Raw genomic sequence first — 22,044 nt, 5'->3', positions numbered from 1 at the left:
GGCTGTACCGCTGCCGGGCGGCCGCCGGCGCCCTCGGCCTGCTCGAAGAAACCCGGATCACCCTCCCCGACGGCACGCCCCTCACCCGGTACACCGACGTCGTCGGACGCGGGCAGCGGCTCTACGTGCGCGGGAAGTCGGTCCGGCAGTGGTACGTCGTGGATCCCTGGCCCGCCGGGAGTGTCAGCCGCCACCGGACCTCGCCGTCCTGAAGCTCCCCGGTGGGTGCCAGGCCGCAGGCGGCGGCCACGGCGGCGGAGGCGCGGTGGTCAGGATGGATGTGGGCGATGACGGTCCGTACGCCGCCCCGGCCCGTCAGCCAGGCGATCCACTCCCGGGCCGCCTCGGTGGCCAGGCCCCGCCCCTGCCAGGGCGTTCCCACCACCCACGCCACCTCGGCAACCGTCCTCGAACCGGTCACCGTGGCCTGGACCGTGCCCACCAGCCGTCCGCCGTCACGTAGCCGCAGCACCCGGTTGTGCCAGACGACGGCGGGATCGGGGGAGCCCGCCACCAGACGGCGGTAGCGGGCCCGCAGCTCCTCGGGCGTGCTCGGTTCGCCGCCGGTGAACCGGTACAAGGCCGGGTCGGCCAGCACGCCGGCCATCTCCTCGGCGTGCTCGACGGCGAGCGGTGACAACTCCAGGCTCGCGGTGCGTATGTGCTCGGCATGCTCCGGTCGGGGAGCCGGGTCGGTCATGGCCTCGGGCCGTTCGGGACGGGCCCTTGCGCGGCGTGGGCCGCGTCGGTCGCCGCCGGGCGTGACGGGGAGCCGTGGCCCGTCCGGGAGTTCACGGCCCACCGCGCTCAGCCTCTGGGGGTGCACGGGTGCGCGCCCGGCCGCCGGTACCGGCCGGATCCCACTCCCGGGTGTCCGGGACGGCACCGGGGGCGGAGGCGGTTCCGGCGAGCGGTCCGCCGAGGTTCCGTGCCCGGATCCGGGAGTCACGAGGATCGTTCGAAAGGATCACGAGGGGGAGCCTAGGGGCGGAATCCGAGGGTCGGAAGCGCGGCCCGGGGCCCCGAAGCCCGGCCCGGGGGCCGTGTGATCATCGTTCTCGCAACCTGAACGGGGGAGGGCACATGAGCGAGCGCCTGGGGCCGATCGAGCGGGTCGGCGGCCGGTGGATCGTCGGGGACACGGAGTGGGGGAAGCGGCCCCACCTGGAGTTCGGGGCCGAGGGCGTCCTGTGGCACGAGCCGGGGAAGGGCGGGCCCGAGCCGGTTCCGTCGGTTCCGCCGGTTCCGTGGGGCAGGTTCATGAGCCTGCACCTGGCGGCCACACACACCAGGCTGGAGTCCTCGACGACGCTGGCCGTACTGTCCGGTGGAGCGTTCCTGGGCCGGCGCAGGTGCTCCCTGCAAGGGACGCTGCGGCACCCTTACGAGCCGTGGACCGCCTGTTACGGGCACCACGCGCGGCGCTACGGCACCAGCGAACTCCTCCTCGCGCAGTTCCTCGTCTCGCTGGCCTTCAAGGCGGGGCCGGCCCGGCGGCTCGGTGACCCGCGGTGGATGGCGGAGGCGGTCGGACGGCTGGCGCCGCTGCGGGTGCGCAAGCTGTCCGTGGCGCGGGCGGCGGTGGCGGAGGTCGTCCGCGACCTCGGCGGGCCCGCGGAGTGAGCCGCCTCCCCGGCGGCCACGGCCTCACGCCCCCGCCGACCGGACCACCACCTCGCTGAACACCACCCGCGCGTCCTCCGTGTACACCCCCACGCTCCCCTTCAGATAGGGGCGTTCGTGGTCCTCGTACGCGACGAGGCCGCGGCCGTCGACGCTGATCTCCATGCGGGCGCCGCGCTGGGCGATGCGGACGTCGGAGGTGCGGCCGACGGGGAAGGACTCGCCGCCGGTGGCGAGGAAGCGCTGGCCGCCGGGGTAGGCGGGGTCGCGTTTGCCGAGTTCCCAGCCGTTGGGCTTGAGGGTGACGTAGTAGAAGTGCTCGGGGTCGGTGTAGGCCCAGACAAGCCAGGGCACCTCCCACGGGTTCGGCTTGGGGGTGCGGAGCTGGGCGACGGTGCGCATGCGGGCCTCGTAGTCCACGTTCTCGTACGTCGCCGTGGAGACGACGAGGCCGGCGTGGGTCTCGTCGGCGCGCCGGGCCGGCTTGGGGGAGAGGGCCAGGCCGTCGTGGCGGCCGACGGTGGTGCCGTGACCGTCGAAGACCGCACGCCACGGGCCGTGGACCGTGCCCTCGGCCCACGGCCGTTCCGGCGCGCCCCCGCCGCCCCACAGGGCGTCCGCCGCGAAACCGAGGCCGACGAGCACGGCGACGGCGAGGGCGGCGAGGGCGAGCTGCCGGTGAACTCTGCTCATGCCGTCGAGTATGACCCCGGGCCCTCGGGAAGGCGGGCGATCACCTGATCGGTGGACTGATCGGTGGACGGGACGCCCGCGCCCGTGGACGGAACGTCCGCGTCCGCGCCGAAGTCCTCCGCGAGCTGGGCGATGATGCGTTCGGTCGCGTGGCCGTCGCCGAACGGATTTCCGGCCTCCGCCATGCGGGCGTATTCGGCGGGGTCGTCCAGGAGCCGTTCGGTCGCCGCCAGGATCGCGTCGGGCACGGTGCCGACGAGCCGGGCCGCGCCCGCCTCGACGGCCTCCGGGCGTTCGGTGGTGGTGCGCAGGACGAGCGCCGGCTTGCCGAGGGAGGGGGCTTCCTCCTGGACGCCGCCGGAGTCGGTGAGGACGAGGTCGCAGGCGGCCAGGGTGGCCGAGAAGTCGAGGTAGCCCAGGGGCTCGACGACGCGGACGCGCGGGTGGCCGGACAGCTCGGGCAGCAGCGCGTCGCGCACGGCCGGGCTCTTGTGCAGCGGGAGCAGGATCTCGACGTCGCCGCGGGTGGCGAGACGGCGTATCGCCCGGCCCATGCCGCGCATGGTGTCGCCCTGGTTCTCGCGGCGGTGCAGGGTGAGGAGGACGCGGCGCAGGCCGCTGGTGGTGCCGGTGTGCGCGAACTGGCTCTGGCCGGTGCCCTTTTCGAGGACCCAGAGGAGGTTGTCGATGACCGTGTTGCCGGTGGTGAAGACCTCCGAGGCGGGCACTCCTTCCGCCTTGAGGTGGCCGGCGGCGCGCGGCGTCGGGGCGAAGTGCCAGCGTGCCACGCGGCCGATGAGCCGCCGGTTGAGCTCCTCGGGGAACGGGTTGTCGAGGACGCCGGTGCGCAGCCCCGCCTCGACGTGGGCGACCGGCACGTGCTCGTAGAAGGCGGCGAGCGCGCCGGTGAGGGCGGTGGTGGTGTCGCCCTGGACGAGGACGACGTCCGGCCGCAGGTCGCGGACCACCTCGCCGAGGCCGTCCACCAGGCGGGCGGTGAGAGTGGACAGCTCCTGCCGGTCCCGCATGACGTCGAGTTCGGTGCGGCCGGGGACCTGGAGCAGGTCCAGCATCTGGTGGAGCATCTCGCGGTGCTGCCCGGTGGTCACGACGAGCGGTTCGAACAGCGGGGAGGCCGCCATGGCGCGGGCCACGGGGGCGAGTTTGATGGCTTCCGGGCGGGTGCCGAGGACGAGCATGGCGCGCACCGGGGCGCTGATCATGTTCGGGGACATGGGTCTCCCTGGGTGTGGTGGTGCCGGTGGGTGGGGAGTGCGGTGCCGTCCGCCGTGCCGGTGCTGGGTCTCGCCGAGTCGTGCCGTGCTGCACCGTGTTGCGCGCTGTGCTGTGCTGCGGTGAGGGTGCACGAGCGGGGGCGGCGTTGGTGGCGGGCGTGTGCGCCGGGCGTACGCGCCGGGCCGGTGTGGCAGGCGCAGCGGGTGCGGCGGGTGCGCACGCCCCGCGCGGGCCTCTTCGGGTGCGCGCCGCCTTCAGGTACGCGCCGTCTTGAGCCAGGTGCGTTTGCCCGTGACCATGCGCCACAGGCCCCACCACCCGGCGGCGAACCAGATGTAGCCGTAGAAGATGAAGACGTGGGAGAGCAGGACCGCCCGGACGAAGCCGAGGCCCTGTTCCCGCCGCGAGTAGACCCAGCCGTACACGTACGCCGCGGTGAACGAGAGCACGTACGGGCCGAGCACCCACATCGGGGAGATCAGCGGCCGGCCGGCCTCGACCGAGCCGACGACCGTGCCGGCGACGGCGACCAGGAAGGACACCGGCAGCAGCGAGGTCAGCAGGATCAGCACCGGGCTGGAGAGGTGGTAGAGAAGGTCCACGGCGGCCCGGGTGGGCACCTCCTTGACGATCAGCGGGACGAGCCCGGCCGACTGGAGGTGGCCCTGGAACCAGCGCGACCGCTGCCGCACCAAACGCCGGACGTCGAGGACGGCCTGCTGGGAGACGGCGGCGGAGGTGCAGTGCTGGTTGGTCCAGCCGCGGGCGATCAGCCGGACGCCGAGGTCGAGGTCCTCGGTCAGGGAGTCGCTCCACGGGCCGGAACCGTCCGGGCCCAGCAGGGTGTCCAGCGCGGCCAGCCGCATGAACTGCCCGTTCCCGCCCATCCCGACGCTGCCGATGTACCGGCGGGCGCTCTGGAAGATGTCGCCGTAGATGACGAACTCCATGTCCTGGAGCCGGGCGAGCAGGCCCTTGTGCCGGTTGTACATCCGCACACCGATCTGGGTGCCGCCGGTGCGTGGGTTGTCGAAGTACGGGTCGACGGCCTGGATCACATGCTGGTCGAGCCGGCCGTCGGCGTCCACGACGCAGACGATGACGTCGCGGGGGTCGCGGCCGTCCAGGAGACCGGACGAACGCAGGTGTGCGATACCGGCGTTGAGAGCCGCGCCCTTGCCCTTGCGGGCGTTCGGCAGGTGTCTTTGCAGCAGGTGCACGGTGCCCGGGTGGGCGGCGCAGGCCGCGCGGGCGATGTCGGCCGTGCGGTCGTCGGAGGCGTCGTCGATGACCAGGGCCAGGGTGTTGCGGGCCGGCAGCGCGGTGATCCGTGCCAGGCTCTCGGCCAGCACCTTCTCCTCGTTGAGGCAGGCGAGGAGGAAGACGTAGCAGCGCTGTTCCCGGGGCCGCGCGAACGGCGGAAGCGGCGCCGGGAGATGAGGAACAGCGACGTGTTGTAGACGCCGGCCATCACGATGATGGCGATGCTCGACCAGAGCAGGAGCTCGTCGAGCGGGAGGCCGCCGATCAGGGTGCCGTCGGGCGTGAGCGCGTCGCCCGCAAGCGCGCCGGCGGTGAACGCGCCGGTCGCGAGGGCGTCGGTGGTGAGTGCGCCGGTGGTGAGTGCGCCGGTGGTGAGTGCGCCGGTCATGGGCGGCCACCCAAATTCCGTACCGCGTACCAGAATTTCAGCGAAAGCAGGACGGCGGCTATCGAACAGTAGAGCAGGAAGCCGGCCCCCGCCGCCTCCTGGAGCCCTTTCGCGTAGGGCAGGCCCGGCAGCACTTTCGGCGCCGCCGTCAGGCCCGCCAAGGGCACAACGGTGCCCAGTGCAGGTTTTCCGTACATGGGTTCCCCCCCATTTTCGCCTCCTGCGAGGCGTGCGCTGGGAACGTACCAGACCATCGGTCGGACCGGTCCTACATCAGGGAAGTCATGGAATTCAAGGGCGTAAATTCTTGTGACTGATCGGTAGTTCTGGCAGTTCACGCCGGGGGTGGTGCTGGTGTGACCTGCGGTCTGGACTATCTATCCGGCAGGAAAGGTTCCGAGGGGGCCGGGGCGGCTCGGAAGGGATCAGTCCGTGTTTCCGGGAGTGTAACGAGGGTGTCACTGATATCCGGGAGCGCATTGACGCTCCATCGGATGCCCCACCAGAATCTGCCAACTGTCGGCGCGATGCCGGCCATGCCTCGACGGCAGTCAGGGGGAATGAGAATGGGAATTTCCCGCAGGAGTCCGGGAAAGACCAGAATTTCGCTAACGCTTTCGATGGTCGCGGCCCTGGTGGGCGGATTCGCGATATCGGAAGGCGCCGGAGCCGCCGGTGCTCCGGCGGATCCCCACGCCCGCGCGTCCCACGCCCTGCAGGGCACGGGGCCCGCCGCGCTCTCCGGGGTCGGCGTCAAGGACCTCAAGTCCTGGCAGGCCGCCCGCCTCGCCAACGACCGGCTGCGCCGGTCGGGCAAGCTCGTCGTCCGGCGAGCGGCGGCACCCGGGAAGGCGGCGTCCGGAAAAGCGACGGGCGCGACCAGCGGTACGGGCGTGACGAGCGCCCGTCCGGCCGTCGCCCCCCGAAGCGCCGCCGCGTCCACCACGCCCACGACGGCCGTCCCCGCCGTCGCCCCGGCCGCCGCCGGGACCCAGGGCCCCACCGCCGTCCGTCCGGCCGCCGCGGCCGGGACCTCGGCGCTGGTCCTCTACGACAACACCGGCCCCTACGGGTACTTGGGCGAGCTCTACGCCATGGCCACCGCCAACCTCGCCGGCCACTTCGGCACCGTGACTGCCAAGCCCGTCTCGGCGTACACCGCGGGCATGGTCGACCAGTACACGGCCACGGTCTACCTCGGCTCGACGTACTACGGCGGTACCGTCCCGGACGCCGTCCCGGCCGCGTTCTACCAGGACGCGCTGGCCACCACCCACCCGGTCACCTGGGTCGGGGACAACATCTGGGGCATGGCGAACGCCGTCGGCGTCGACGCCTTCAAGCAGCACTACGGCTGGGACCCCACCAACTCGTTCTTCGAGAGCGGCGGCACGGTCGGGAACATCACCCAGGTCACCTACAAGGGCCAGCAGCTCACCCGGAAGATCCCCGCCGGATACGACGGCGGTGTGCTGCACCCGGCGCTGCTGACCGGGCCGGGCTACCCCCAGGTCACCCAGCTGGCCCAGGCCACCGACGCCAACTCCGGTGACACCAGCCCCTGGGCGATCCGTTCGGCCAACCTCACGTACGTCGGCGAGATCCCGTTCACCTACGTCTCCGAGAGCGACCGGGTGATCGTCTTCGAGGACCTGCTCTTCGACGGCCTGGCCCCGCCACCACCGAACGGCACCGCGCGTTCGTCCGGCTGGAGGACATCAGCCCCAAGTCCGACCCCACCGAGCTGCGCCAGGCGGCCGATTACCTCTACGGCCAGAAGATCCCCTACGGGATCAACGTCATCCCCGTCTACACGGACCCCAAGGGCGTCTACAACGGCGGGAAGCCCGAGACGGTCACGCTCGCCCAGAGCCCCCAGGTCGTCTCGGCCCTCAAGTACATGCTGGCGCACGGCGCGGTGCTGATGGACCACGGCTACACCCACCAGTACAGCAACGTGAACAACCCGTACAGCGGGGTCACCGGCGACGACTTCGAGTTCTTCCGCGCACACGTCGACGCGTCCGACAACGTCGTCTACGACGGTCCGCCCGCCGAGGACTCAACCGCCTGGGCACAGACGCGCGTTACGTCCGCGCTGGCGGCCTTCCTGGCGGCCGGGCTGCCGAAACCGACGCTGTGGACCACACCGCACTACGCGGCGTCCGCGACCGACTACCGTGTCCTCGGTCAGAACTTCTCCGCGCGTCTGGAGCGAAGCTTGTACTTCGCAGGCACCCTGCCCGGCACCACCGCGAACGCCGGACAGTACATCGGTCAGTTCTTCCCGTACGCCGTGAAGGACGTCTACGGCACCACCGTCCTGCCGGAGGACCTCGGCAACTACGAGCCCCAGCCGTACAACAACCACCCGGCCCGGCTCCCCGCCGACCTGATCGCCTCCGCCAAGGCCAACCTGGCCGTCCGCGACGGCGTGGCCAGCTTCTTCTACCACCCGTACTACGGGACGGCCCCGCTCCAGCAGACGGTGGACGGCATCCGCGCCCTCGGCTACACCTTCGTCGGCCCCACGGACCTGAACCAGTGAGCGCGAAGAAGAGGGCGGTCGCCGCGCTGGCGGCCGCGGCCGCCCTCTTCCTCGCGGGCTGCTCCGCCGACGACTCCTCGGACGCGCCCGCGAGCCCGCCCGCCGGCACCGCGGGCGGCGGTGCGAGCGGCGGGGCGAGCAAGCGCCCCGACGGACGGAAGGAGGTCCCGATGAAAGGGATCACGCTCCCCGCCTGGAACCGCAAGGACTACGAGAATCCCGAGGCCAAAACGTATCTGCGGCAGATCGCCGCCACCGGCGCCCGCTGGGTGACCTTCACTCCCACCTGGTACCAGGACAAGCTCACCGACTCCGGCATGCGCCCCACCGACGAGACCGCCGACGACGACAGCCTGCGCCACATCGTCCGCCTCGCCCACGACGCCGGCCTCAAGACCATGATCAAGCCGCATGTGGACCTGACGGACGACGAGGACCGCTCCGGCATCCGGCCCGCCGACCCGGACGCCTGGTTCGCGGCGTACGGCCGCTTCATCACCCACTACGCGGGCCTCGCCGCCGAGACGGGCGCGGAGCAGTTCTCCGTCGGCACCGAGCTCACCGGCGTCTCGCGGGACGGCGACCACTGGAAGAAGACCGTCGCCGCCGTCCGCGCCCGCTACAAGGGTCCGCTCACCTACGCGGCCAACTACGACGAGTACCGCGACGTCGCGTTCTGGAAGAGCCTCGACCTCATCGGCATCGACGCCTACTGGCCGCTCGGCGACAAGCCCACCGCCGACGTGGCGCGGCTGCGCGAGGCGTGGCAGCCGGTGGTGAGGGAACTGGCCGCGTTCTCCGCCGCCCAGGGGCGCAGGATCCTCTTCACCGAGGCCGGCTACGTCAGCCAGAAGGGCAGCACCACCGCCCCGTACTCCTGGACCGTCAGCAAGTCCGCGGGCGACGCCGAACAGGCCGCGGGGTACGAGGCGTTGCTGGCCGCCTTCGAGGGACAGAAGTGGTGGGCCGGGGTGTGCTGGTGGATGTGGGACGACTGGCCGGACACGGGGGAGACGCCGAAGAAGCTCGCGTACACGCCGCACGGCAAGCCGGCGGAGAAGGTGCTGCGGAAGTGGTGGGGGAACGGGTGAGTCCGGCCCCTCTCCGGGGAGGCGCCTCATGTCTCGCAGCCGGTGCCTCACGTCTCGCAGTCGTGCACGCTCCCGCACAGCCCGCACCGGGCCCGTAGCCGCCCCTGGACCGGGACGCGGATTCGCTGGTGGCAGGTGGGGCACGGGAAGCTGACGCGCTGTGGGTCGCGACCCTCGAACGCGTAACCGGCGCCGGGCGGCGCCTGGCCCGTGCCGCGCCCGGCCGCACGGCGGTCGCGCGCGTAGCGGTGCCGCCCGAGCCGGCCCGCCGCCGCCAGCGGCGGACGCCGCGCCTCCTGGCGGGCCCGCGCCGCACCCCGGACGTAGGCGTCGTGGGCGCGCGGGCTGGTGAACCAGGTCCGGGGGTCCTCGGCGAAGACCTCGGCGCGCTGGGCCAGGACGTAGCCGAACTCCTCCGGGGTGAGGTAGCCGAGCTTCTGCGTGCTGACGGCGTCCTCGCGGTACGCGTCGAGCAGCAGCCAGCCGGCGCCGAGGTAGGCGGCGACGGTGTCGGTGAGGATCTCGTTGTCCCGGGTGCCGGGGAAGGCGAGGCCGAGCCGGTGCAGGTAGACGTGCGTCACCTCGTGGGCGAGGGCGGCGCCGATGTCCTTGCGGTGCTTCTTGAAGCGGGAGTTGAGCTCGATGAAGTACTCGGGCCCGGCCGCGAGTTCGACGTTCCCGGCGTGCCGCATGTCGCGGAAGGAGACGATCATCCGGGCGTCCGGGAGCCGCAGGTGGCGCACCATGACGCCGGCGATCCGCTGGACGCCGAGGTAGGGGTCCTCGTCGTCGGAGAACGCGACGTCGAACGGGGGGACGCTGAGCGCGAAGGTGCCGAGGGTGTCGGTCGAGAGCCGCCGGTAGAGGGCGGTGATCGCGGAGTGCACCGTGTCCAGGTGCGGGAATCCGTGGAGGATCTCGACGTCCGTGCCCACCCGCACCACCCCCGTGGTTCCGCCGGCCCTGTCCTCCCACTTTACGCTCGCGCCGGCTCCGTCGGTCGGCGTCGGCCCGCACCGGTTCCGACTGGCCTGAAGCGTCCTTGCCGCCGCTCGTGCACGCTCCGATACTCGGCACACCGCGTCCACCAGGTTCCGCTTCGGCACGACGAGTATCGGCGCTTGTCATGAACCTGATTGTCCGTGGCCGGTCTTGTGGTCCATGACCGGCCTTGGCGTCCGTGGCTGGCCTTGGCATCCAAGACCGGTCACGGACGCCATGACCGGCCTTGGTGTCCGTGACCGACTCGGCGTCCGTGACCGGTCTTGGCGGACGCCTCAACCCCCCACGAAAGGACCTCCCTTGAGCACTCACCTCATGGCCCTCAAGAGAACCGTCGCCATCGGCGCGGCGGCGATCGCCGCGCTCGGCCTCCAGGCCGGCTGGGCACAGGCGGACGACCCCGCGCCCCGGCCCGTCGTCGGCGGCGTCCTCGCGCAGCAGGGCGAGTTCCCCTGGATGGTCCGCCTCTCCATGGGCTGCGGCGGCGCCCTCTACACCCGGCAGATCGTCCTCACCGCCGCGCACTGCGTCGACGGCAGCGGCGCCGACACGTCCATCACCGTCACCGCGGGCGCCGTCGACCTCAACTCCGCGCAGGCGATCAAGGTCAAGTCCACCCAGGTCCTCCAGGCACCCGGCTACAACGGCAGCGGCAAGGACTGGGCCCTGATCAAACTCGCCCGCCCCCTCGACCTCCCCACCCTGAAGACCGCCGGCACCACGGCCTACGACTCCGGCACCTTCACCGTCGCCGGCTGGGGCGCCACCCGCGAGGGCGGCGGCCAGCAGACGAAACTGCGCAAGGCGCAGGTGCCATACGTCGACGACGCCACCTGCGCCAAGGCGTACGGAAGCAGCCTGATACCGGGCGAGGAGATCTGCGCGGGCAATGTGGAGCAGGGCGGGGTGGACACCTGCCAGGGGGACTCCGGAGGGCCCATGTTCCGTAAGGACGACGCGGGGGCCTGGGTGCAGGTCGGGATCGTGAGCTGGGGGACGGGCTGTGCGCGGCCGGGGTATCCCGGGGTGTACACGCAGGTGAGCACGTTCGCCGGGGACATCGCGGAGGGGGCGGCGGGACTGGGCGGCTGAGCGGGGGGACGGACGCCGGGCGGGCCGGTTTTCCAGGCCGTCCGGCGTCCGAGGGGCCGGCGGCGAAGCCGTGAGGCCGGGGTGCGGGCCCTCCCGTCGGAAACGGCGACAGGGCGGGACCGGGGCACCCCCACAGCCCGACCCCGGTATGACGCGCGCCCGCACACCGTCATCCTTTCGGCCGAGCCGGAACACCCCCAAGATGGCCCGCCGGTCGAGGTGTACAGAGCACGAAGGCCCGTAACGTGGATCCGCGGCCCCACGCCGCACCCGCAGGACCACGACAGAAAGAGCACCTCCGTGCCCGCCAGGACCCGTATCGCCGCCGTCGCCCTCCTCGCCGCCGCGAGCGCGGTGCTCCTTCCGGTGACCGGCGCGCAGGCGGCGAGCGCCGGACACCGCGAGCCGTCGGCCGTCCCCGCGCCGGCCCGGGAGGGGATCGCCGTTCACCCGGCGGAGGGAACGGACGGGCCCGCGGTGGACTCCTCCCGGCGCGACCCCCGCGTCACCCACCGGGAGCACCCCGGCGTGTCGCGTCCCGCGGCGCCGCTCCGGCCGGCCGGACGGCTCCACGGGGTGCGGCGGGCCGAGGAGGCCAAGCGGGCCGAAGGGGCCGAACAGGCTGGAGAGGCCGGACAGGCCGGACAGGTTGGAGAGGCCGGACAGGCTGGGCAGGCCGGACAGGCGACGAGGATCAAGCCTGCCAAACCCGCCAAACCTGCCAAGCCCGCCAAGTTCGTGAAGCCGGTGAAGCCGGTGAAGCGCCATGAAGCCGCCAGCAACCCCGTCCGCCGCATGGTGCAGGCCGGCCAGACGGTCGGGGACCGGCGCGCCGTCGGCAAGCCGCTCGCCCTGGGCGGCGCGGCGCTGGTGGCCGTCGGCGGGGGAGCGTACGGGCTGCGCCTCGCGAGCCGCCGCCGCGCGGCGCGCGCCGACGCGTAGACCGCACGCGCCCCCGCCGACGCCTGCTGTTGCGGCCCCACGCCGCCCCCGGTGACATGGAGGGACGCGCGGCGGGCGGCCGGAACCGGCCAGGAACGGCCCGAGGACGACCCGGCGACCGGCCGGGCGGGACGAGCACCTAGGGGAACCAGGGGACGACATGGCGATCACCGTCGTCATCGCGGACGACCAGGAGATGGTCCGCACCGGCTTCCGGATGATCCTGGAGAGCCAGCCCGACATCGACGTCGTCGCCGACGTCGTGGACGGTGAGGCGGCGCTGGCCGCCGTCGAGGAGCACCGGCCCGACGTGCTGCTCCTCGACATCCGCATGCCCAAGCTGGACGGCCTGGAGGTCACCCGCAGGCTCTCCGCGCTCACCGCCGCCGAGCCGGAGCGCGGCGGGCGCCCCCGCGTCGTCATCGTCACCACCTTCGACCTCGACGAGTACGTCCACTCGGCGCTCCGCGACGGCGCGTCGGGGTTCCTGCTGAAGGACGCCAGCCCGGCCATGCTCGTCGAGGCGGTGCACGCCGCCGCCGTCGGCGACTCCCTCATCTCGCCCGCGATCACCGTCCGGCTGCTCCGCGACCTCGCCCCGGCCGGGACCGGTGGTACGGAACGCCCCACGAGGACTCCCTCCGAGCCGCTGACCGAGCGCGAGGAGGACGTCGTCCGCTGCCTCGCGCGCGGCGCCACCAACGCCGAGATCGCCGCCGAGCTGTTCATCTCCCTGTCCACGGTCAAGACCCACCTGGCCAACGTGCAGCTGAAACTCGACGCCCGGAACCGCGTCGAGATCGCCGCCTGGGCCTGGGAGAGCGGGCTGGCCACGGGCGGTACGTGAACGGGCGCGCCGGGTTCGCCGCCCGGCACCCGCGCCGGGCTGCCGTCGCCAAGGCCGTGCTCGCCCTCTTCCTGCTCGGCCTGGTCGGCTTCGAGGGACTCGTCCTCGCCCGGCAGCCCAGCCCGCCGCACGCCGTGGTCCTCGCCTCGGGCGTCGCCGTCTGCCTGTGCGCCGTGCCGTACGCCTGGATCCCCCTCGACCTGCGCGCGGGCATCGCCGTCGGCGTGTCCTGGACGACGTCGGCCGTGCTGATGTCCGGGCCGCACCCCGGCGCGGTCTGGGGGATGGGGGAGGACGTGGCCCTGCTGGTGCTGCTCACCAACGTCGTCCAGCGCTCCCCGGCCCGGCGCGCGGCCGTCCTCGGCCCGGCGCTCGCCCTGGCGGCGCTCGCCGCGCCGGTGCGCGACCTCGACCCGGGCCGGTTCACGGCCGTGTTCACCCTGCTGACGGTGGTCGTCGGCGCGTACTCGCTGATGCTGCGCGCCCAGTCGGCCCAGCGCGTCCGCGACATGGCTGCGGTCCGGACCGCCGAACGCCTGGAACTCGCCCGGGAACTCCACGACCTCGTCGCCCACCACGTCACCGGCATCGCCGTCCAGGCCCAGGCCGCCCGTTTCACCTCCGTCGAGGGGGACGCCGCCGCCCGCGCGTTCGAGCGCATCGAGGGCTCGGCCGGGGAGGCGCTCGGTGCCATGCGGCGTCTCGTCGGCATCCTGCGCGAGGGCATCGAGGCCGAGACCGAGCCCGTCGCGGGCCTTCCCGAGGTGCGGACGCTCACGGAAGAGTTCACCCGCACCGGCCCGCCCGTCGCCCTCCACATCGAACAGGGCCTGGAGAACTGGCTCCCGGGCGACGTCGCCGCCGCCGTCCACCGCGTCGTCCGCGAAGCCCTCACCAACGTCCGCAAACACGCCGCCGACGCCACGGCCGTCCGCATCGGCGTCCGCGGCGTCCCGGAGGGCGTCGAACTCCGCATCGCGGACGACGGCCGCCGCCCCGCCCAGCTCACCGACGCCGCGCGCGGGGGCGGCTTCGGCCTGGTCGGGCTGGCGGAACGCGCCAAGGCCATGGGCGGACGGCTCACCGCCGGGCCGGCGCCGGAGGGCGGGTGGCTGATCACCGCGGTGTTCCCGGTGGAGCGGCGGCGGTGAACGGGGCTGCTGGGGGCGGGGGTGGGCGGTTGGACGGTTGGGTGGTTGGGCGGCGGCTGGGCACCAGGCCGTCAGGTGGTGGCGTCTAGGCGACGGCGCGGAAACCGGAGAGTTCGTCCGCCGAGGCGATGACGCGGTCGACGAAGCCGTACTCCAGTGCCTCCCGGGCCGTGAAATAACGGTCCCGGTCGGAATCCGCCTCGATCTGTTCCACCGGGCGACCCGTGTGGTGCGCGATCCGCTCCTGCACCAGCCGCTTGACCGCCCGCATCTGGTCGATCTGAATCCTGATGTCCGACGCGGAGCCCGCGAGTCCCGCCGACGGCTGGTGCATGAGGATGCTCGTGTGCGGCAGCGCGTACCGCTTCCCGGGCGCCCCCGCGCAGAGCAGGAACTGCCCCATGGACGCCGTGAAGCCCAGGGAGAGCGTGGCGACGTCGTTCGGGATGAACTGCATGACGTCGTAGATGGCCAGCCCGGCCGTGATCGAGCCGCCTGGGGAGTTGATGTAGAGGTGGATGTCGCGGTGCCGGTCCTCGGCGGAGAGGAGCAGCATCTCGGCGCAGATCCGGTTGGCTATCTCGTCGTCGACCTGCTGACCGAGGACGATGATCCGGTTCCGCAGCAGGCGCTGGAAGACGGGCTCCGCGGCGGGGGCGGTGGGGCTGGTGGGGGTGGCGGCAGTCGGGGCGGGGAAAGACGGGACGGTAAGGGCGGATGGGACGGTGAGGGTGGATGGGGCGGTGAGGGCGGACGGGACGGCCGACGGTGGATATGCGCTCATGACGTCAGGAAAACCGCAGCTCAGGGGTGGTGTCCAACAACTTCTGCGGGCGCTTTGACAACTGTGGGTTGTCAGTTGAGGCTGGCGCCATGGAACCCGATCTCCCGGGCATGCGCGCCTTCGTCGCCGTCGCCGAGGAACTGCACTTCGGCCGGGCCGCCGCCCGCCTCTTCCTCACCCAGCAGGCGCTGTCCAAGCGCGTCCGCCGCCTGGAGGACGCCCTCGGCACACCGCTCCTCGAACGCACCACCCGAAGTGTCGAACTCACCGCCGCCGGGCGGCGGTTGCTGCCGCTCGCCGTCGACGCCATCACCGCGTTCGACGCGGCCGTCCACGCCGCCCGGGGCACGGTGCGGGCCCTGCGCGTCGAAGTGTTCGCCGAGCGGTTCACGCCCATGCGGGTGCTGCGCGACACGGTCGCCCGGACGCCCGGGGTCCGGGTCGACCCCAGCATGCGGCAGGGGCTGGCGCTCGCCCTCCCGGCCGTGCTGGGCCGGGAGCTCGACGCCGCGTTCGGCCGCGTCCACGACCTCGGCCGGCCCTGGCCCGCCGGCCTCCGCCACCGGCCCGTCCACCTCGAACCGCTGCACGCCTATGTGTTCGCCGGGCACCCTCTCGCCGGGCGGGCGGCCGTCCGCCCGGCCGACCTGCGGGACGGCGGGATCGCCATGCCCGACCCCGGCGGCGCGGAGGAGTGGCGGGGCTACCTGACGCGGTTCTGCACGGAGTTCGGCATCCCGCTGCGCTTCACCGCACCGGCGGTGGGCGCCCGCGACTACGGCGAGCACATGCTGCGCGAGGGGCGCGCGGTGACGGTGGGGGAGGCCGGGATGGACCTGCCGCACGACCGGCGCCTGCGCCGCCTCCCGATCGTCGACCCGGTGCCCCTGCACCTGTGGTCCGTCACCTGGCACCGCTCCAACCGCGACCCCCAACTGGCCGCCCTGTTGCGCGCTTTGCCGCACCCGGAGGTACCTGTGCCCGGAGGGATGCGGTCCGGTCCGACGGTCGCAGACGGGGGCGAGGGGTGGCCGGTCGCGGTCGGGAACGAGGGGGGTTGGCCGGTCGCGGTCGGGGACGAGGGGTGGCCGGATGACGTCTGGCTGCCGGAGCCCGACCGGGCGGCGCTGGCGGTCTTCCGCAGGGACGGGGGGCCGGGGGACAGCCGACCGTGACGGCGGGCCAGCCGTAACAGGCGGGCTATCCGTAGCAGAGGCAGAACGGGTGTCCCGCGGGGTCGGCGAAGACTCGGAAGCCCGACGTCGTCCCGCCGCTGTCGTGCAGGAACCGGGCGCCGAGGCCGGTCACCTCCTGCTGGGCGCGCTCCAGATCGTCCCGGGTGCCGACGGAGAAGTCCAGGTGGAACTGCTGCGGGTGCTCCGGGTCCGGCCAGCGCGGCGGACGGTGGTCCTCCGCCTTCTGGAAGGCGATGCGGGTGCTGCTCTCGGGGTCGTTCAGCCACACCCAGGCGGGGTCGCTCGCGTCGACCTTCCAGCCCAGGATCGCCCCGTAGAAGGCCGCGAGAGCCGAGGGGTCCGGACAGTCGATGACGGTGCAGTCCAATTTGGCGATCATGCTGCGATGCTCCTTCACCTCCGGTGGGTTGTCCACCGGGCAAGAACAGACCGTGCGTCCTGGGGTGGGCGTGACCTCTGTGACTTGAGGGAAGTACTGAGGCGAACATCCGACCAGTTGGTTCGGTCCGGACGGCTTCACGCCGCACCATCTGGGAACAACACCTCCACAGGGCCCGTCCCGCTGGTCACCGTCATCGGCCGGTGATCAGCGGGACGGAGGTTTGCACGGGGGCGCGTACGGGGGTGTGTACGGCTGTACGGCTCCGATCCGGCTGTCCGCCGTTCCGTTTGCCTTCCGCTCCGGCTGCCTGCCCATCAGCCGGTCTGCCGGTCAGTCGGTTGGCCGGTCAGCTGGTCGACCGGCTGATGGGCCGGCAGGCCGGTGGGGCAAGCGTCGGGCGGACCGCCGGTCACCCGTCGGCCGTCGGCCGTCGCGGGCCCGGCTCGCCGGCGGCGGAGGGCGTCTCGCATGGATCCGTATGGATCAGCCCTCGCCGGGCCATCCGCCCTCGCCTGTTCGTCCTCCCTCGATGTGTCATGCCGTCCCGCCTACCCCGGAACCGGCCCCAGCAACGGCCGCATCGTCCCCGCCCGTTCCATCTCCAGCACCAGCAGTTCGTTTCGCCCCGCCCGCAGCACCGGCCCCGGCACCGAGAGAGCGTGCTGCGGTCCGGCGGACCAGTATCGGCCCAGGCAGAAACCGTTCACCCAGACGAACCCCCTTTCCCAGCCCGGCAGTCGGAGCACCGCGTCACCTGCCCCCGGCACCCGGAAGTCCCCTCGGTAGAGGCCCGGCTCGGCTCCGGCGGCCGGCCGCCACCGCACCACCGCGAGCGCGCCCTCCTCCTCGAGCGCCGCGAGCCGCAGCCCCCGCGCCCGTACCCCGTGGACGTACTGCCCCCCGTGCAGCAGCCCACCCGTCAGCCCCTTCCGCTCGCCCAGCCGCGGACCGTAGTTGACCCTCCCCAGCGACTCCACCCACAACTCGACCGACGCCGGCCCCGGTACGTCCCCGATCAGCCCGTCCTCGTCGCGGACCACGGCCGTCCGCACACCGTCCACGGAAACGACCGCCAGGTCCCGCAGCCCGGCCACCCGCAGGGGCAGCGCCTGGCGCGGCCCCGGGACCGTGAACCGGTAGCGGACGATCCCCCGGTCCACCCCCAGCTCCTCGAACGACGGCGGCAGCACGGCCTCCCGCGCGGCCCCGCCGAGCGCGTCCACCACCTCGGCCGGCGGAGCCCACCGCGTGAGCTCCGCGCGCACCGGCTCCCGCAACGCCGGGGGAGCGGGCGGCGGTTCCGGCGGCGGGCCGTCCCCGTAGGCGGCCAGCACCTCGCGGAAGGCGTGGAACTTGGCCGTCGGCCGGCCGTACTCGTCGACGGGCGCGTCGTAGTCGTACGACGTCGTCGTCGGGCGGAGCGCGCCCCGGTGCTCCGCGCCGGCCCGGTTCGCCCCCGCCCAGCCACCGAAGTTCGTCCCGCCGTGCGCCATGTAGACGTTCACGGACGCCCCGCACTCCAGGACCTCCCGCAGGGCCTCCGCCGCCTCCCCGGCGTCCCGCGCGGCCGGCGCGCCACCCCAGTGGGCGAACCATCCGCACCAGAACTCCATGCACATCAACGGCCCGGCCGGCCGGTGCCGGCGCAGCACCAGGAACGCCTGCCGCGCCCCCGAGCCGAAGTTCACCGTCGCCGTGGCGCCGGGGACCGTTCCGCCGGTGAGCATGTGGTCCTCCGGGCCGTCTGACGTCACCAGCGGCACCACCACCCCCGAGGCCCGCAGCCTGCCCACGAGGTGTTCGAGGTAGGGCTGATCGCTGCCGTACGAGCCGTACTCGTTCTCCACCTGCACCAGCACGACCGGGCCGCCCCGGCCGAACTGCCGCCCGGCGAGCTCGGCGCCCACCGCTTCCAGCCAGCCGTCCACCGCGCGCAGGAACCCGGGATCGCTCGTCCGCACCCGGCGCCCCAGCCGTCCCGTGAGCCAGTGCGGCAGCCCCCCGTTCTCCCATTCCGCACAGATGTACGGCCCGGGGCGGACGATCGTGTACAGGCCCGCCGCTTCGGCCGCGTCCAGGAACCGGCCCAGCTCGCCCACGTCGTGGAGCCGCCCTTCGACGGGCTCGTGCCGGTTCCACGGGACGTAGGTCTCCACGCAGTTGAGGCCCATCGCCCGCAGCATCGCCAGCCGGTGCGGCCAGTGCCCCTCGTGCACCCGGAAGTAGTGCAGCGCCCCCGACAGCAGCCGCACCTCGCGCCCGTCGATCCGGAACCCGTCCTCCGCCACGGTGAAGTCCGGCACAGCAGCCCCCCAGCCCCGACGGCCCGCCCGAACGGCCCGGGCCGCGCCCATCCTGACCCAGACCGGGGGCCGCCGTCACCGGTGCGAGGGGCGCGACGGGGGCGTACCGCCGGGGCACCGGACCGCCGGAGCACGGGCCGCGGCACCGTCTGCCGTCTGCCGTCTGCCGTCCGCCGTCCGGCACCCGGCGCCCGGCCTGCTCCGCCTCCCGTCCCACCGGTCCTGGTCATCCCACCCGCCTCGTCCGAGTCGCCGGCCCCGTCCGTCCCTTCCGTCAGGCGCTGTCCCCGCCTTGTCCTGGCCCACCGCACCGGCACCGGCCGGATCATCGAGTCGGCACGGGCCGCCCGTTGCGCATAAGGTCGGTCGATATGAACGACAGCACCAATTCCGACCGCCCCGGCGCCGACCGTCCCGTCCCGTCCGGCGATGCGGGCCAGGCCGCCGCCGCGGCCGGAGCGGGCGCGCCCGACGACGCCGTGCGGGCCGAGCTCTCCCGGCTGCGAGACAGCATCGACAACATCGACGCGGCGGTGATCCATATGCTCGCCGAGCGCTTCAAGTGCACCCAGCAGGTCGGCCACCTCAAGGCCGCGCACAAGATGCCGCCCGCCGACCCGGCCCGCGAGGCCCGCCAGATCGCCCGGCTCCGCCTCCTCGCCGAGAACGCGAAGCTCGATCCGGCGTTCGCCGAGAAGTTCCTCAACTTCATCGTCGCCGAGGTCATCCGGCACCACGAGACCATCGCCCGCGCCTGACATCCGCCCGCCCCCGGAGAGCCCCGGCGTCCGCGCCGGGGGCGCTCCGGCAGCCGGCCGGGACCGGCGGGCCGGAGGCTTTCGCCGTGGCCGCCGTCCCCCGCGCCGCCTCCCCCGGCCCGCGCCTCCGCCGGGCCGCCCACGGGCCCGGACCCCGCCCCCGCGATGGGCCGGTCCGCCCCCGAAACGCCTCGTCCCCCGCCAGGGCGCTGCGGCAGCATGGCCCTCATGACCGTACTGACGCGCGACGAAGCACAGGCCAGGGCCCGGCTCCTGGACGTCCACAGCTATGACATCGACCTCGATCTCACCCGCGGCGAAGAGCACTTCCGCTCCACCACGGTCATCCGCTTCCACGCCCGCACCACAGGTGACACCTTCGTCGAAGTCCGCCCCGCCGCCCTCCTGAGCGCCACCCTCGACGGCCGCCCCCTCGACACCGCCACCCTCGACGACAATCGGCTTCCCCTCGCCGCGCTCACCCCCGGCGACCACGAACTCCGCGTCGAGGCGGACATGCGCTACTCCCGCACCGGCGAGGGCATGCACCGCTTCACCGACCCCGTCGACGGCGAGACCTACCTCTACACCCAGCTGTTCCTCGACGACGTCCAGCGCGTCTTCGCCGCCTTCGACCAGCCCGACCTGAAGGCCGTCTTCTCCGCCACCGTCACCGCGCCACCCGACTGGACGGTTCTCGGCAACACCGTCGCCACCCGCGTCGGACCGCCCGCCGAAGGCCGTTGGAAACTGCCTGCCGGCCGGCCTCTCAGCACGTATTTCGTCGCCTTCGCCGCCGGCCCCTGGCACACCGTCCGCACCGAACACGCCGGGCTGCCCTTCGCCCTGCACTGCCGCCGGTCCCTCGGCCCGCACCTGGACGCCGACGCCGAGGAACTCCTCGACCTCACCCGCCGCTGCTTCGACCGCTTCCACCAGATCTTCGACGAGCCCTACCCCTTCGACTCCTACGACCAGGCATTCGTCCCCGAATACAACTTCGGCGCCATGGAGAACCCCGGACTCGTCGTCCTCCGCGACGAATACGTCTTCCGCTCCGCCGCCACCGACACCGAGCGGCAGACCCGCGCCGTCACCATCGCCCACGAGATGGCCCACATGTGGTTCGGCGACCTCGTGACCCTGCGCTGGTGGGACGACATCTGGCTCAACGAGTCCTTCGCCGAGTACATGGGCTACCAGGTCCTCGCCGACGCCACCCATCTCACGGGCACCTGGACCGAGTTCGGCATCAGCCGCAAGGCGTGGGGCTACGCCGCCGACCAGCGCGAGACCACCCACCCCGTCGCCCCCGAGCCCGGCGCCGTCCACGACACCGCCGCCGCCCTCCTCAACTTCGACGGCATCTCCTACGCCAAGGGCGCCTCCGCCCTGCGCCAACTCGTCGCCTGGCTCGGTGAGAAGGACTTCCTCGCCGGCATCAACGCCCACTTCACCCGGCACCGCTTCGGCAACGCCACCCTCGCCGACTTCCTCGACTCCCTCGCCGGCGCCACCGAACGCGACGTCCACACCTGGGCCGCCCGCTGGCTCCGCACCACCGGCGTCGACAACCTCACCCCCCGGATCGCCACCACCGACGGCGGCTGGGAGCTCACCGTCGACCACGAGGGCACCCGCCCCCACCGCATCGCCGTCGGCCTCTACGACCCCGACCCCGACGACCCCCGGCGCCTCACCGCCCGCGCCCGCACGGAGATCGACCTCCCCGGTACCCCCGGCCCCGCCCTCACCGGCACCGGCCCCCGGCCCGCCCTCGTCCTCCTCAACGACGGCGACCTCGGCTACGCCAAGATCCGCCTCGACCCCGCCTCCCACGACACCGCCCTCGGCGCCCTCTCCGGCCTGCCCGACCCCCTCAGCCGCGCGGTCCTCTGGAACTCCCTCCGCGACCAGGTCCGCGACGGCCTGCTGGCCCCCGCCGCCTACCTGCGGGCCACCCGCGACCACCTGCCGCACGAGACCGACAACGCCGTCGTCGAAGGCGTCCTCACCTTCGCCCGCGACCAGATCGCCGACGTCTACCTCCCCGCCGGCCACCGCGACGACGCCCTCGCCACCCTCCGCGACACCTGCCAGGACCTCCTGCGCCGCACCGAGCAGAGCACCGACCCCGGCCCCCGCCTCGCCGCCGTCCGCACCCTCGTCGACAGCGCCACCGCGGACACCGCCCTCCACGACTGGCTCCGCACCGGCACCGTCCCCGGCGGACCCGCCCTCGACCCCGAACTCCGCTGGCGCGTCCTCACCCGCCTCGCCGTCCTCGGCGCCGTCACCCCCGACACCATCGACGCAGAACTCGCCGCCGACCCCAGCGCCACCGGCCGGGAAGGCGCCGCCCGCTGCCGCGCCGCCCTCCCCGACCCCGCCGCCAAACAAGCGGCCTGGCACGCCCTCTACGAGGACGACAGCCTCTCCGCCCACCTCTGGACCGCCACCGCCCAGGGCTTCTGGCAGGCCGAACAGCTCGACCTCACCCGCCCCTACCGCGACCGCTACCACCCCGACGCGACGGCACTCGCCGCCCGCCGCGGCACCGCCCTCGCCAAAGCCGCCGGCAACCATGGATTCCCCCGTCCCCACATCGACCACGACACCCTGCGTCTCGGCGAGGAATGCCTGAGCGGCACGGAACCGACCCCCGCGCTCAGGCGGCAGCTCCGCGACCGGCTCGACGACCTCCGCCGAGCCCTCACCGTTCGCTACACACAGTGAACACCACAC

At 73.1% G+C, this 22,044-nt stretch carries 19 protein-coding genes; 10 read left to right on the top strand and 9 right to left on the bottom strand.

Features of this window, described 5'->3' with window-relative positions; translation table 11 throughout:
* Positions 1-121 precede the first annotated feature (121 nt).
* Complete coding sequence (locus ACQEVS_RS08070) at positions 122-700, bottom strand: GNAT family N-acetyltransferase (protein WP_433017208.1); 579 nt, start codon at positions 698-700, stop codon at positions 122-124.
* A 383-nt stretch (positions 701-1,083) separates the two neighbouring features.
* Between ACQEVS_RS08070 and ACQEVS_RS08065 the strand changes: the two genes are divergently transcribed.
* Complete coding sequence (locus ACQEVS_RS08065) at positions 1,084-1,623, top strand: hypothetical protein (RefSeq protein ID WP_433017205.1); 540 nt, start codon at positions 1,084-1,086, stop codon at positions 1,621-1,623.
* Between the two features lie 24 nt (positions 1,624-1,647).
* On the opposite strand, the gene ACQEVS_RS08060 is transcribed toward ACQEVS_RS08065, so the two are convergent.
* From ACQEVS_RS08060 to ACQEVS_RS08045, 4 genes are all read right to left on the bottom strand, one after another.
* On the bottom strand, positions 1,648-2,316 hold the full coding sequence (locus ACQEVS_RS08060; RefSeq protein ID WP_433017202.1) for a calcium-binding protein: 669 nt from the start codon (positions 2,314-2,316) through the stop codon (positions 1,648-1,650).
* Positions 2,313-3,551: a non-hydrolyzing UDP-N-acetylglucosamine 2-epimerase gene (gene wecB / locus ACQEVS_RS08055; RefSeq protein WP_433017199.1), complete on the bottom strand. Its 1,239-nt coding sequence runs from the start codon at positions 3,549-3,551 to the stop codon at positions 2,313-2,315. Before wecB ends, ACQEVS_RS08060 begins: the two co-directional genes overlap by 4 nt.
* A gap of 255 nt (positions 3,552-3,806) precedes the next feature.
* Positions 3,807-4,904 (bottom strand): glycosyltransferase, encoded by a 1,098-nt coding sequence (locus ACQEVS_RS08050; RefSeq protein WP_433017196.1) that lies wholly within the window; start codon positions 4,902-4,904, stop codon positions 3,807-3,809.
* 295 nt (positions 4,905-5,199) lie between these two features.
* Positions 5,200-5,364, bottom strand: a complete 165-nt coding sequence (locus ACQEVS_RS08045) for a hypothetical protein (RefSeq protein ID WP_433017193.1) — start codon at positions 5,362-5,364, stop codon at positions 5,200-5,202.
* Positions 5,365-6,764: 1,400 nt separating this feature from the next.
* On the opposite strand from ACQEVS_RS08045, the gene ACQEVS_RS08040 reads away from it, so the two are divergent.
* Together ACQEVS_RS08040 and ACQEVS_RS08035 are read left to right on the top strand one after the other, a co-directional pair.
* Positions 6,765-7,751: a DUF2334 domain-containing protein gene (locus tag ACQEVS_RS08040; RefSeq protein WP_433027368.1), complete on the top strand. Its 987-nt coding sequence runs from the start codon at positions 6,765-6,767 to the stop codon at positions 7,749-7,751.
* Complete coding sequence (locus ACQEVS_RS08035) at positions 7,748-8,842, top strand: glycoside hydrolase family 113 (protein ID WP_433017189.1); 1,095 nt, start codon at positions 7,748-7,750, stop codon at positions 8,840-8,842. Before ACQEVS_RS08040 ends, ACQEVS_RS08035 begins: the two co-directional genes overlap by 4 nt.
* A 47-nt stretch (positions 8,843-8,889) precedes the next feature.
* Here ACQEVS_RS08035 and ACQEVS_RS08030 read toward each other — a convergent pair whose 3' ends face one another.
* Positions 8,890-9,786 carry a hypothetical protein gene (locus ACQEVS_RS08030; protein ID WP_433017186.1) on the bottom strand — a complete coding sequence of 299 codons (897 nt, stop codon included), beginning with the start codon at positions 9,784-9,786 and terminating at the stop codon, positions 8,890-8,892.
* A gap of 373 nt (positions 9,787-10,159) precedes the next feature.
* On the opposite strand from ACQEVS_RS08030, the gene ACQEVS_RS08025 reads away from it, so the two are divergent.
* The 4 genes from ACQEVS_RS08025 (at position 10,160) to ACQEVS_RS08010 (ending at position 13,876) form a co-directional block, all read left to right on the top strand.
* Positions 10,160-10,936 (top strand): serine protease, encoded by a 777-nt coding sequence (locus ACQEVS_RS08025; RefSeq protein ID WP_433027365.1) that lies wholly within the window; start codon positions 10,160-10,162, stop codon positions 10,934-10,936.
* A gap of 300 nt (positions 10,937-11,236) precedes the next feature.
* Positions 11,237-11,878 carry a hypothetical protein gene (locus ACQEVS_RS08020; protein WP_433017183.1) on the top strand — a complete coding sequence of 214 codons (642 nt, stop codon included), beginning with the start codon at positions 11,237-11,239 and terminating at the stop codon, positions 11,876-11,878.
* Between the two features lie 160 nt (positions 11,879-12,038).
* On the top strand, positions 12,039-12,725 hold the full coding sequence (locus ACQEVS_RS08015; protein WP_433017180.1) for a response regulator: 687 nt from the start codon (positions 12,039-12,041) through the stop codon (positions 12,723-12,725).
* Positions 12,722-13,876: a sensor histidine kinase gene (locus ACQEVS_RS08010; protein ID WP_433017177.1), complete on the top strand. Its 1,155-nt coding sequence runs from the start codon at positions 12,722-12,724 to the stop codon at positions 13,874-13,876. The genes ACQEVS_RS08015 and ACQEVS_RS08010 overlap by 4 nt, the downstream gene beginning before the upstream one ends.
* A gap of 85 nt (positions 13,877-13,961) precedes the next feature.
* Here the strand turns inward: ACQEVS_RS08010 and ACQEVS_RS08005 are convergent, their stop codons facing one another.
* Positions 13,962-14,660 (bottom strand): ClpP family protease, encoded by a 699-nt coding sequence (locus ACQEVS_RS08005; protein ID WP_433017174.1) that lies wholly within the window; start codon positions 14,658-14,660, stop codon positions 13,962-13,964.
* Between the two features lie 89 nt (positions 14,661-14,749).
* Here ACQEVS_RS08005 and ACQEVS_RS08000 point away from each other — a divergent pair, with 89 nt between their 5' ends.
* Positions 14,750-15,835 (top strand): LysR family transcriptional regulator, encoded by a 1,086-nt coding sequence (locus tag ACQEVS_RS08000; RefSeq protein WP_433017171.1) that lies wholly within the window; start codon positions 14,750-14,752, stop codon positions 15,833-15,835.
* Positions 15,836-15,860: 25 nt separating this feature from the next.
* Here the strand turns inward: ACQEVS_RS08000 and ACQEVS_RS07995 are convergent, their stop codons facing one another.
* Together ACQEVS_RS07995 and ACQEVS_RS07990 are read right to left on the bottom strand one after the other, a co-directional pair.
* Positions 15,861-16,235 (bottom strand): VOC family protein, encoded by a 375-nt coding sequence (locus tag ACQEVS_RS07995; protein WP_433017168.1) that lies wholly within the window; start codon positions 16,233-16,235, stop codon positions 15,861-15,863.
* Positions 16,236-16,786: 551 nt separating this feature from the next.
* Entirely contained in the window at positions 16,787-18,541 is a 1,755-nt protein-coding gene (locus ACQEVS_RS07990; protein WP_433017165.1) for a glycoside hydrolase family 35 protein, read from the bottom strand.
* Between the two features lie 371 nt (positions 18,542-18,912).
* Here ACQEVS_RS07990 and ACQEVS_RS07985 point away from each other — a divergent pair, with 371 nt between their 5' ends.
* Together ACQEVS_RS07985 and pepN are read left to right on the top strand one after the other, a co-directional pair.
* Complete coding sequence (locus ACQEVS_RS07985) at positions 18,913-19,299, top strand: chorismate mutase (protein ID WP_433017162.1); 387 nt, start codon at positions 18,913-18,915, stop codon at positions 19,297-19,299.
* Between the two features lie 219 nt (positions 19,300-19,518).
* Positions 19,519-22,035 carry an aminopeptidase N gene (gene pepN / locus ACQEVS_RS07980; protein ID WP_433017159.1) on the top strand — a complete coding sequence of 839 codons (2,517 nt, stop codon included), beginning with the start codon at positions 19,519-19,521 and terminating at the stop codon, positions 22,033-22,035.
* Positions 22,036-22,044 lie beyond the last annotated feature (9 nt).

The sequence above is a fragment of the Streptomyces sp. CA-181903 genome (assembly GCF_050937075.1).
GTDB lineage: Bacteria > Actinomycetota > Actinomycetes > Streptomycetales > Streptomycetaceae > Streptomyces.
This window is presented reverse-complemented; position numbering and strand designations above follow the sequence as displayed.

What these genes read in the sequence shown, in the direction of transcription:
- ACQEVS_RS08065 (WP_433017205.1), top strand. Translation starts at nt 1,084, where the DNA reads ATGAGCGAGCGCCTGGGGCCGATCGAGCGGGTCGGCGGCCGGTGGATC.
- ACQEVS_RS08070 (WP_433017208.1), bottom strand. Translation starts at nt 700, where the DNA reads ATGACCGACCCGGCTCCCCGACCGGAGCATGCCGAGCACATACGCACC.
- ACQEVS_RS08000 (WP_433017171.1), top strand. Translation starts at nt 14,750, where the DNA reads ATGGAACCCGATCTCCCGGGCATGCGCGCCTTCGTCGCCGTCGCCGAG.
- ACQEVS_RS08025 (WP_433027365.1), top strand. Translation starts at nt 10,160, where the DNA reads ATGGCCCTCAAGAGAACCGTCGCCATCGGCGCGGCGGCGATCGCCGCG.
- ACQEVS_RS08015 (WP_433017180.1), top strand. Translation starts at nt 12,039, where the DNA reads ATGGCGATCACCGTCGTCATCGCGGACGACCAGGAGATGGTCCGCACC.
- ACQEVS_RS07995 (WP_433017168.1), bottom strand. Translation starts at nt 16,235, where the DNA reads ATGATCGCCAAATTGGACTGCACCGTCATCGACTGTCCGGACCCCTCG.
- wecB (WP_433017199.1), bottom strand. Translation starts at nt 3,551, where the DNA reads ATGTCCCCGAACATGATCAGCGCCCCGGTGCGCGCCATGCTCGTCCTC.
- ACQEVS_RS08060 (WP_433017202.1), bottom strand. Translation starts at nt 2,316, where the DNA reads ATGAGCAGAGTTCACCGGCAGCTCGCCCTCGCCGCCCTCGCCGTCGCC.
- ACQEVS_RS08005 (WP_433017174.1), bottom strand. Translation starts at nt 14,660, where the DNA reads ATGAGCGCATATCCACCGTCGGCCGTCCCGTCCGCCCTCACCGCCCCA.
- ACQEVS_RS07985 (WP_433017162.1), top strand. Translation starts at nt 18,913, where the DNA reads ATGAACGACAGCACCAATTCCGACCGCCCCGGCGCCGACCGTCCCGTC.
- pepN (WP_433017159.1), top strand. Translation starts at nt 19,519, where the DNA reads ATGGCCCTCATGACCGTACTGACGCGCGACGAAGCACAGGCCAGGGCC.